8 protein-coding genes are annotated in these 9397 nt (G+C 44.8%); all 8 read right to left on the minus strand.

Annotation, left to right across the window (positions count from 1 at the left end):
• Nucleotides 1-434 precede the first annotated feature (434 nt).
• Complete coding sequence (locus ABW391_RS27465) at nt 435-647, minus strand: hypothetical protein (RefSeq protein WP_353485109.1); 213 nt, start codon at nt 645-647, stop codon at nt 435-437.
• A 131-nt stretch (nt 648-778) separates the two neighbouring features.
• Complete coding sequence (locus ABW391_RS27470; RefSeq protein WP_353485110.1) at nt 779-979, minus strand: HTH domain-containing protein; 201 nt, start codon at nt 977-979, stop codon at nt 779-781.
• Between the two features lie 67 nt (nt 980-1046).
• Entirely contained in the window at nt 1047-4355 is a 3309-nt protein-coding gene (locus ABW391_RS27475) for an efflux RND transporter permease subunit (RefSeq protein WP_353485111.1), read from the minus strand.
• A 328-nt stretch (nt 4356-4683) separates the two neighbouring features.
• On the minus strand, nt 4684-6120 hold the full coding sequence (locus ABW391_RS27480; RefSeq protein WP_353485112.1) for a TolC family protein: 1437 nt from the start codon (nt 6118-6120) through the stop codon (nt 4684-4686).
• Nucleotides 6121-6288: 168 nt separating this feature from the next.
• Complete coding sequence (locus ABW391_RS27485) at nt 6289-7386, minus strand: hypothetical protein (protein WP_353485113.1); 1098 nt, start codon at nt 7384-7386, stop codon at nt 6289-6291.
• Nucleotides 7353-7829 carry a hypothetical protein gene (locus ABW391_RS27490; RefSeq protein ID WP_353485114.1) on the minus strand — a complete coding sequence of 159 codons (477 nt, stop codon included), beginning with the start codon at nt 7827-7829 and terminating at the stop codon, nt 7353-7355. The genes ABW391_RS27485 and ABW391_RS27490 overlap by 34 nt, the downstream gene beginning before the upstream one ends.
• The gene (locus ABW391_RS27495) at nt 7795-8976 is read right to left on the minus strand and encodes a DUF4221 family protein (protein ID WP_353485115.1); all 1182 of its coding nucleotides are present in this window, start codon (nt 8974-8976) and stop codon (nt 7795-7797) included. The genes ABW391_RS27490 and ABW391_RS27495 overlap by 35 nt, the downstream gene beginning before the upstream one ends.
• A gap of 13 nt (nt 8977-8989) precedes the next feature.
• A partial coding sequence (locus ABW391_RS27500; protein ID WP_353485116.1) for a hypothetical protein occupies nt 8990-9397 on the minus strand: 408 nt, incomplete at its 5' end.

The following is a 9397-nucleotide window of genomic DNA, read 5'->3' on the forward strand; positions in this document are numbered from 1 at the left end:
TTCTCAAAACTAATCCTTCTCCTCTAGTCTTCAAATTTTAATGCGTTTACCCTGAGGTTACTCCCCACCCAGGGCAATTGTATACAATCCCTGCTTTAACTTTGGAAAGTGAAGCACTCAAGACAATTGCAATAATTGCAGAAAAAATCAAGATTTTCTTTTTCATAATTTGATTTTTTGAATTCTCTTCCTACTCTCTCGGCTTTTCGGAATCCGCCAAATCCAACGCTCCGATTATCATCGTGTTGAATTCTATACAAATAAAAACCCTGTCGGGGACAAAAAATGAATAAACAGAAAAAAATTAAAAAAATCACTCCCAACCAAATTCTACATTTCCAGTCAAATACTATTTCCTCCGCTCCCTTCCTGCTTGGGTAAATCTTAAAAGCCCCTCCATTCCCAGCATTGCACAATGAAAACCAGCCCCTTTTTTACTCCTTGATCCCATTAAAAATATATTTTTTGCGCAACCTGCAAAATTCAAGCTCCCATTTTTCATGCTCTCGTAAATAGGAGATCCATCTTTTCATGGTCCGGGTAGATACCTCGAAGGCATCCGCCAATTCCTCCAGATTTCCGCCCCGTCCTTTGCGAAGCCAATTTTTCAAGCGTTCTAAACATTGGTGTTTTTCTACAAAAGTCATGATAGTAGTGTGTTTTATTGGAAAAAATGACTCGAGCGAGGAAATTTTTTGAATGAAGAGTAACGAATAAACTGGCACTTCGGCTTCGCTCAGTGACCAGTTTATTCGTTACTCTTCATTCAAAAAATTTCTCATTCCAAGAGCACATACGCGCGGCGTTTTCGACAATACTCAATGTTGTGCCCCAGGTTTTGTAAGCGTTCAATGTCCCGGTTCAGCGTGACCCGAGATACGTTCAGCGACTGAATCAACAGTTCCATACTGGCTTCAGAGTGCTGGTTCAACAAGCCCAGCAGGGTGTTTAAGCGATTAAGCGTTTCTTGATAATTCATACGACTTTAGTTTATGGTTTGTAGTTGAAGAGTTGAAAAGACGCTACAGAAGCCTCTTTTCAATTCTTCAACCCTTCAACTTTTTAACTCTTTTCCAAAGCATTACTGGCAATACCCAGAATACCACCAGTAGTGAAAACAGCAGCCCACCTGCCGAGCCGATGGCAAGGGCAAACCAAAACACCTCGGTATCGCCTTCCAACATAAATGGGATGAGGCCACAGATAGTAGACACTACGGTAAGCAAGATGGTACGCGCGCGCCGCACAGTGGCTTTGAGCAAAGTGCGATTGGCGTGGCGCATCCGGGTAGCCATTTGGCGGTAATCACTGATGATAAAAATAGCAGCGTTGACCACCATGCCACCCAGCAACACAATGGCGGCATAGCCCCCTTGATCAAAGTAAAAATCGCCCCAGGCAAAGGTGAGAAAGAGGCCAATCAGCGAAAGCGGAATCACCAGCACCACCGCCAGAGGCAGCCGCAGGCTTTCAAACAATACCGCACAAATGATGTAATTGCTGAGCAAAAGGAGCAAAATCAAGCCATATTGGCGAGTGGTTTTGGCGGTATCCCAGCGATAAGCCTCTACTTTTGCCTCATAACCTGCTGGCAAACTGGGACGGAGTACCTCCAATTGCTCGTTGAGGTGCTTGATCCCGAAGGAAGGCGAGCCCACGTAATCAAAACTCAGTGCTCGGACGTAGCGGCGGTCTTCGCGGTGAATAGACGATGAGCCTTTTTCCCAACTCAATTCGGCCAGGTTTTGTAGGCGCAGGCGTCGTGTGGAATCCAGACTGAGGGAGCTGCGCAGCAGTTCGTAAGTAGAAAAGTTAACCGCGTGCTGCGCGCTGAGCAGTACTGGGACCAACTGGACGCTGAGGGGTGCCGCTTCATCGGTGCTGCGGATGTTTAGAGGAATCTCAAAACCCGGATTTGCAGGCAGGGTCTGTTCCCGCAGCGCGTTGGTCAACTCGCTGCGCAATGCCCCGGCTTGCGCCAGGCGGGCTGCATCCAGTTTGAGGTGATAGGCATAGGTGGCCTTTTCTTCCCAACTCAACAGCGCATCAATGTTTACCTTTTGAACCCGGGGGTGTTGTTCCAACAGCGTTTTGAGGCGCAACGCCTGGCGCTCCAGTTCATCGTAGTTGTAGCCCAATAGTTTGACCCGAAAACTGGGTGTTCCTTCCCCCGAGGCATTGGAAAATCCTTGGCCCACGCCATATACACTCCATTGCACCCCACTCCAGTCCAAGGAGAGGGCTACCAGGCGCGACTTCAGTTGAAAAGGCAAGGCTGCTTTTTCATAGGCTTTTTCAAAAGTAATTTCAATTTCGCCGTATTCACCAGAGTAAACATTGGTTACATATTTTTCAAGGCCCTTTACGCCTGCCAAGTAATCCTCCATGCGTTCGAGCAGGTAGTTCATTTGAGCTGGGGTATTGCCACTGGGCAGTTCGGCGCTTACATACAGGCGGGTGCGTTCGGGGTCGCGGTAGCTGTAGCGTTCGTATACGTCGCGAACAAAAAGCCGCAGTGCGCCGCCCAGCAGTTGATCCACCCAGGGGCGGATGTCTTCCTGGTAGGTGTCGCTGCCAATGGTCTGATTGTACCATTCCTGCCCTTCCCATTTGCTGGGTAGCAGGAATACAGGCAGGCCGAAGGCGAGTAACCAGAGGGTAAGGAAGGCAGTGCGGTAGCGGGCGCAAAATTCAATCAGGCGATAATACCCCCGAAAAAACGCCACGTTGCGGCGCCCCTTGCGGGTGGCTGAATGAGGTTCGTTTTTAGCGCGAGATGTTGCGGAGCGCCAGCCCCCCCGAGGTTGTTCAGTCCCAGCAGCATCTTGCGCCTGGAGCAAACCTTTTCCTCCTAGATTGCTATGACTTTGGGCACCCGCGAGGGGTGCCCCGACGAGCTCCACCATTCCTGGAATAAATCCAAAGGCGGTGACCAAAGACGTTCCCAACGCCAAACAAATCACTATACAAAAATCACTCAAATTTTGTCGATCCTCGGCTGGCAATAAAAAGACCAGCAAAAGTGCAGCTGCCGTGGTGAGGGTTGCCCCCAACAAAGGAATAATTACACCTCGCTGGTGGTTTTGGCGGTAGTAATCCAGCATCACGATGGCATTGTCGATCATGATGCCAAAAGCTATGGCTAGTCCGGCCAGGGTATACAGGTGAATTTCTACACTGAGCACCCAAACTGCCAGTATGGTCAGCGCCAGATTGATCAGCAGCGCACTCAACAAAATAAGCAGGTGCCGCCAGTTGCGGTAAGCCAACAGGACAAACAGCGATAAAATGGCCATCGAGAGGGCGGTGCGGCGCTGGGTCTTTTGCAATTCATTGGCCAGATATTCGGTGTTGTCATAATCAAGGCGGGCGCGGTAGCCCGTAGGGAGCCGTTGGGCAATTTGAGGAACCAACGATTTGAGGGTTTGGGCCAATACAATGCTGTTTTCGGTACTGCGCGAGAAGAGCGAGAGATTGACCGAGTTTTTGCCGTTGATGCGAAAAAACTGTTGGGGTTCTTGTTCTTCAAGGTAGACTTCGGCAAGGGCTTTGAGGGGAATGCTGGTGCCATTTTTTCCCTGTAAATGGATGGATTCAATCTCCGTCGGGGCGACCCTTGGTGGTCGCCCTGAAGGCGGGACGACCACGTAGGGTCGCCCCTTCAATGCCAAAAAATATTCCTCACCCTGTTTTGTGCGCACTGCCCCCGGGTAGGTTGTAGCAAAATGTTCTTGCAGGGTACTTTCAATCTGTTGAGGACTGATCCCATATGCGCGTAGACGTTCCGGGTAAAAATTGATGCGCAATTGGATGTCTTCGGTGCCGGAGATTTGAACCTCGCGCAAACCTTTCACTTCCGCGAGGGCTTTGCGGAAAGTTTCTTCAGCTATTTTTTTGATTTGAAACGCGGCAGCCGGCCCTTCGATGGTGTACACCAGTAGTGGGCTTTGGCGGATGGCCGCATTCTCACCGCCGCCACTGCGTTGCACCTCTGGGTAAGATACGCCAGGGGGCAGACTAGGAAACACTTGCCGAATCAGGGCATTGACCTCAAATTGCTTGAGTTCCATGTCTACCTTGCGGTCAAACAGCAAGGTAATGCGCCCCTCGTTGTAGCTGGACACAGAATTGATGGATTTGAGTTGGCTCAACTGCGCCAACACCCCTTCCAATAAGGAGGTAGCTTGTTGTTCTACCACATCGGGAGTGGCATTGGCTACCGAAAAAGAGACGATGAATTGGGTAGAATGGTCTTTGGGCAGCAAATCAACCGACAAGCGCGGCACGGCCACTACGCTCAGGCAGGCAACGGCAATGAACAGCAAAACTGTGCGTATTGGGGATAAGGATCCCATCGTACTTAGGATTACTGCTTTTGAGTTGAAAGGTTAAAAAGTTGAAGGATTGAAGGGAAGCTACCGCAGCGCCCCTTACAATTCGGCTTCACATCGGCTTCGCTCAGTGACCAGCTCAGTGACCGGGTCACTGCGGTAGCTTCTCTTCAGCATTTCAACCCCTACAGCTTTTCAACTATAAAGCGAGATTTTTGAGAATTAATTCCGTACGAAAAGGAAATGTAATGTGTAGGTAAAGCAATTGTAAATAAAATAGGCCACTAATCTCGTGCATATATTTCGAAAGAAAAAGAATAATTCCACTTTTTTAAAAAAACTTAACATTTGTTCAAAGTTTGGTGCCAGTAACCAAATCAAACAGCGTCAATTTTCGCAAAGAATGGTACGCTTCCCAAAAAGAGCGCAGCGCCGCAAAATAGGTTCGCCGGGCCTCGTCTTTTTCTACCAGCGCCACATTGAGGTCGGTCACTGAAAGTTTGCCCAAACGGTATTGCTCCAGGGCCAGTTGGTAGCGTTCGGCACCAATGGCATCGGTGCGTTCGGCGATACTGATGCTGGCCCGCAGCAGGTCGAGGTTGTTGATGATGGTGGATATTTCCTTGCGCAGGTTGAGTTCTTCCTGAGCGATGGTGTAATCCACTACTTTTTGATTGGCTTCGGCAATGCCGCGCTGGGCTTTGTTGCGCCCCCAATCCAGTACAGGTACTTTGACCCCAATGCTGAAACGCTGCTGGTTGGTAAGTGGGTTGAATACATTGCCAACCTGATTGCCCGCCCCATTGAAGCCCAAAGATGCGGTGAGGTTCACCTGATTGCGGCTGGTGCGCGCCTGATTGAGGTCGCGCTCGGCTTCCAGCCTACGGCGCTCAAAGGAGAGGTATTCCGGGCGGTTTTCTTTCGCTTCGCGAAAAGCGCTTTCTTCGTCCATGGTTTGGAGGGGAAGTTCGTTAGGAATACTCAGGTTTAAAGCCTCTTCCTCCTGTAGCCCCAACTGTACTTTGAGGTTCAGGAGTCCGGTGCGCAAGTCGGCAGCTGCTTTTTTTTGTGCCTGCGATGCCCGCAAAATCTGTAATTCGATTTGCAGAATTTTTTCACGAGAAGTAGTCCCCAGCAAAATGCGTTTTTCTTCAATTTCCTTGATCAGGCTGTTGTTGTTGAGGTTGGTTTCGGCAATGCGCAGGTCTTGCTGGGCATCAATCACATTGAAAAACAAGCGAATGGTTTGCAGCGCAATTTCTTCCATCCTGAATTTGTAATCCTTTTGGGATTCTTGCAGTTTAAGGGGTTCGATTTTGCGCTCCCATTTGAAGGCATTAAAGCCGAATAAAGGCTGTTCGAGGCGGATATTAAGTGGAGTAGCATTGTATGCCCGCAGGTTTCCGGTAAAGTCATCAAAACGTGTAAAATCAGTATTGATGGAGACCTGTCCTCCCGTAAGTGGAATGTTTTGGGTGAGGCTAAATCCCAGGTAGCTGTTGTTTTGGCGCACCTGGATGAATTTGATTTCGCCATCGGGTTGGCGTACATCCAAAAAACTGCGGCTATAGGTAGGCAATCCAGCTAAGAAACTGAGCTGAGGCCGATAATTGGCGAGGTAAGTTTGGTACAAGAAAAAACGATTCTCGCGGATGTTTTGAATGAGCTTGGCATCAACAGATTGAGACTGCGCTATGGCAATGGCCTCGTTGAGGGTCAAAGTTCGTTGGGCACATACGTGTACGAGTTGGCCAAAGAGAAAGGCCAGCAACAAGATTTTTCTGGGCATAATTCAACTAGTTAAAGTTACCATACATTACGAATAGCGAATGTAAAAGTTGACGGGGACAAAATCTGAAAAAGCATTTCTCCTGAAATTATCAGAACACGGAAACGCCAAACCACCAGTTTTACCTTACTACTCCATTTGGTGTTGTGCATTTTTATCTTCTCAACCTCAACGACCTTCTGGTTTAATAAAAATCCTCTGAATATCGTCTTTTATAGGAACTAATAAGTGACCATAGATGTGGTAAGCTTTTTTATCAGACCGTAGTTCATAGAGCCGATTGTTCTCTATATCAACAGGCAAATAGTTTGTTTCTGCAACTTTTGTCAGTTGATCTCCATCCAACCGATACAATTTATACGTCTTTTCCTCTGGTTCTTTATTTTTTTTTGAATTGATTTCATCTTTTTTCTCAAATAAAAAATAGCTTAAATGTTGGGTAAGGTCATAAAAATGATGCCACCCACCATTTTCTGGCATGGGCAATGAAATACTGCCCATAGACCTAGGGATTGAATCCATTTCGATGTAAAATAGTTTCTGAAAATCTTTCAAAAAAACCATTAACTTATTTCCATCAATATCATATGAATGAAAGCCCGGCGAACCAGGCTTTGCTCTGATTTGTTCTGAGCAGTTTTTATTGGCCAAAATAATTTGTTCTAATTCTCGATTAATGTCACCATCCCCTATCAAATTCTTAATTGAAAAAAGGGGGATCTCTTTTCCTTTGGCTCCATAAAATTCGTAAGGGTTCTTAATGACAAAAGTTCTAAATTTTTCTTGCCTAAGAGGTAGATAGGACAATTGGGAAACATACTTATTTACTCCACAGGTTGTTGATCCAATACTCCATAACCCAAGCCCTGGTTGAATTAAAAAATATCCTCCATATATTGACTGAAAATCGGCTTTAAATAAGGCCAATTTTTCAAGCAGAAATTTATTGTTTTCAATTTTAAGCAAAGCAGAAAAGCCTAAATCAGGTATCATAACCCTATTTTGGCCATAAGGTACTGGGTTCATGGGAGCCTCAACGTGTATTTTGTCAACTACTAAATTTTGAGTGTCTAGCAGTGTAAGCATCCGACGGTCTGGCCTGGTATAGTCGAATAGGATTTTGTGGCTACCAATAACCCTAAATTCGGTAATGGTGCAATTTTCACAGCCATATACATAGTCTGCTGTAATTTCCTGAGCATGGCTTTTAATGCACGAGGAAAATAAGCAAGCTACAATCCATAGCGTTTTGATATCTCTACCCATTGGTTTTCATTTAATTCCGTTTGGTTATACATTTTACCTCCTTCATTTACAAAAAAAGTAGGCCTACCAATATTTAGCTCGTATCGGTTAATCTGACTAGTTGAGTCTATTTCAGCATTGAACTTTGAAATTATTTCCATTTGTATCTCATCCGAAGGCACTCCTACAAATAACGCACCAATAGATTTCGAGTCAGCTGCCAAGACTTTGTCTAATAATTCCCCTGTGCATTTGCTGCAGGAATTAGCATAAAGAATTAAGATATACCGATTGTTTAGGAGTCGGCTATCTTTTAATTCTTTTTTTACGTAACGCTTGAACTCTGCCTCATACTTATATGGAGCAAATTTTGGAGACCGTTGACAGGCAAAAGTTAAAATGCAACAGCTCACAAACAGCATAAAGCATTTATTCAAAATTAAGTTGATAGAAGTTTTTTGCATTTTCATTGGTTTGATTCAGACTAAGAATCATAAGGCCTTGAGGGGCAACAAAACTGGACAAGATGGCATATTTTTTTGCTGGCAAATGGACTTCTCCCAATCTCTTATAGTCCTGGTTCAGAACGATTACCGACCATTTACCAAAAAATCGCGGATTCATTTTTCCTTCAGCATCCTTTAGCTCTTGCCTTTGTTTGGCAAAACGATAATACCGCTTTCTGTAAGGATCGTATATCACTTTTAAGTACCAAGGCTCTGAGGTTTCAAAATTGATTAAATCTTGGTATTCGGCTACTCCATGAGGTAGCCCTTTAGTGATAGAAAAATTTTCACTAGCAGCACAAACCGCTTTTTCAAGATTGCCACTTATCGCATCATAAACATACAAGCCACGATCGGGACCAAATGAAACGATGGTCTTATTCTGCACTATTATTTTGGAGGGGTCATCAAATAGGGAGAAGTGCTGTCCTTGAAAGTATGCTTCAGGAAAAATACCATAAGAATGGGTTATTTTATTTTTAGGCAGAGAATAATTGGCAATAAACGGTAAGGATTTATTCTGATCTGGGTCTCCATCCAACATTACAATGTATAGCTGGATTGATTTGTTTTTTGAGATGTAGTCTACCCTAAGCCCCATGGTTGGTTCTGCATAATAGTCACCTACTTCCATACCATTAGGGAGTTGGGTATTCAAAATGGTACGTTGCTTTAGTATCCCTTGGTCATTCATTATAGACAATACACCTCCTTCTCCCAGAAAAAAAATTGAGTCTTGGTTGTGCCAACAAAAATCCAAAGGAACCGGTAATGCATTGGGGCCATCATTTTGAAATAGTACCCGTCTTGAAAGTTTGAGATTTTTAAGGTTATAATAATCAAGTGAATGCATGGATGGGTTAAACTCAATGAGGTAGTTTTGATTTGATTCTTGAACTACCCTATTCATTGTTACCCCTGAGGTGCCTTTGCCATCACTTTCTAAAGTTACCAGCTCTTCTCGCAGATTTATTGAACTGTTTTTATCACAAGAAAAGGGAGGAAGATGAGGCTTTTCAACTTCTTGTAAACACCCCCAAAATAGAGCCAAAATCAGAATGACAAATGGAACCTCAAAAGAGGTTCCCCGTACAGTTTTTTTCATAGCTAAAGTGTAATCAATTAGATAATTGATCAATTGATGATGCACCATTTAGCACCTTAACCACCAAATCGACACAGGCCAATGCACTACATGCATCTCTAGAAGGACAGGCAACTCCTTCTTTCTTATTTCTGCAATTGGTTGTGCCATCACAAAAGCAAGTTCCTTGACGCAAAGTTTTTTCGCTACCATCTTCTACTGAAAATGATGGTACAGCAAGCCCAAGGCAAAGGGTGATTACAATAAATAATTTCAATTTTTTCATGATTGAATAATAAGATAAATAGTTAAACAATAAGGCTGGGACGAATCGATTCGTTCCGATATCCCTACAAATAACAACCCACTCGGGGACAAAAAATGGAATAAGCAAAAAAAAATGAATTTTTTCATCTTTCTCTATTCCCTTCAACACATACCT

Source organism: Haliscomenobacter sp., assembly GCF_040403615.1.
Classification (GTDB): domain Bacteria; phylum Bacteroidota; class Bacteroidia; order Chitinophagales; family Saprospiraceae; genus Haliscomenobacter.

Bases quoted from the DNA above. Each gene is read 5' to 3' on its own strand.
- ABW391_RS27490 (WP_353485114.1), bottom strand. From the start codon at position 7,829: ATGCAAAAAACTTCTATCAACTTAATTTTGAATAAATGCTTTATGCTG.
- ABW391_RS27470 (WP_353485110.1), bottom strand. From the start codon at position 979: ATGAATTATCAAGAAACGCTTAATCGCTTAAACACCCTGCTGGGCTTG.
- ABW391_RS27480 (WP_353485112.1), bottom strand. From the start codon at position 6,120: ATGCCCAGAAAAATCTTGTTGCTGGCCTTTCTCTTTGGCCAACTCGTA.
- ABW391_RS27495 (WP_353485115.1), bottom strand. From the start codon at position 8,976: ATGAAAAAAACTGTACGGGGAACCTCTTTTGAGGTTCCATTTGTCATT.
- ABW391_RS27465 (WP_353485109.1), bottom strand. From the start codon at position 647: ATGACTTTTGTAGAAAAACACCAATGTTTAGAACGCTTGAAAAATTGG.
- ABW391_RS27485 (WP_353485113.1), bottom strand. From the start codon at position 7,386: ATGGGTAGAGATATCAAAACGCTATGGATTGTAGCTTGCTTATTTTCC.
- ABW391_RS27475 (WP_353485111.1), bottom strand. From the start codon at position 4,355: ATGGGATCCTTATCCCCAATACGCACAGTTTTGCTGTTCATTGCCGTT.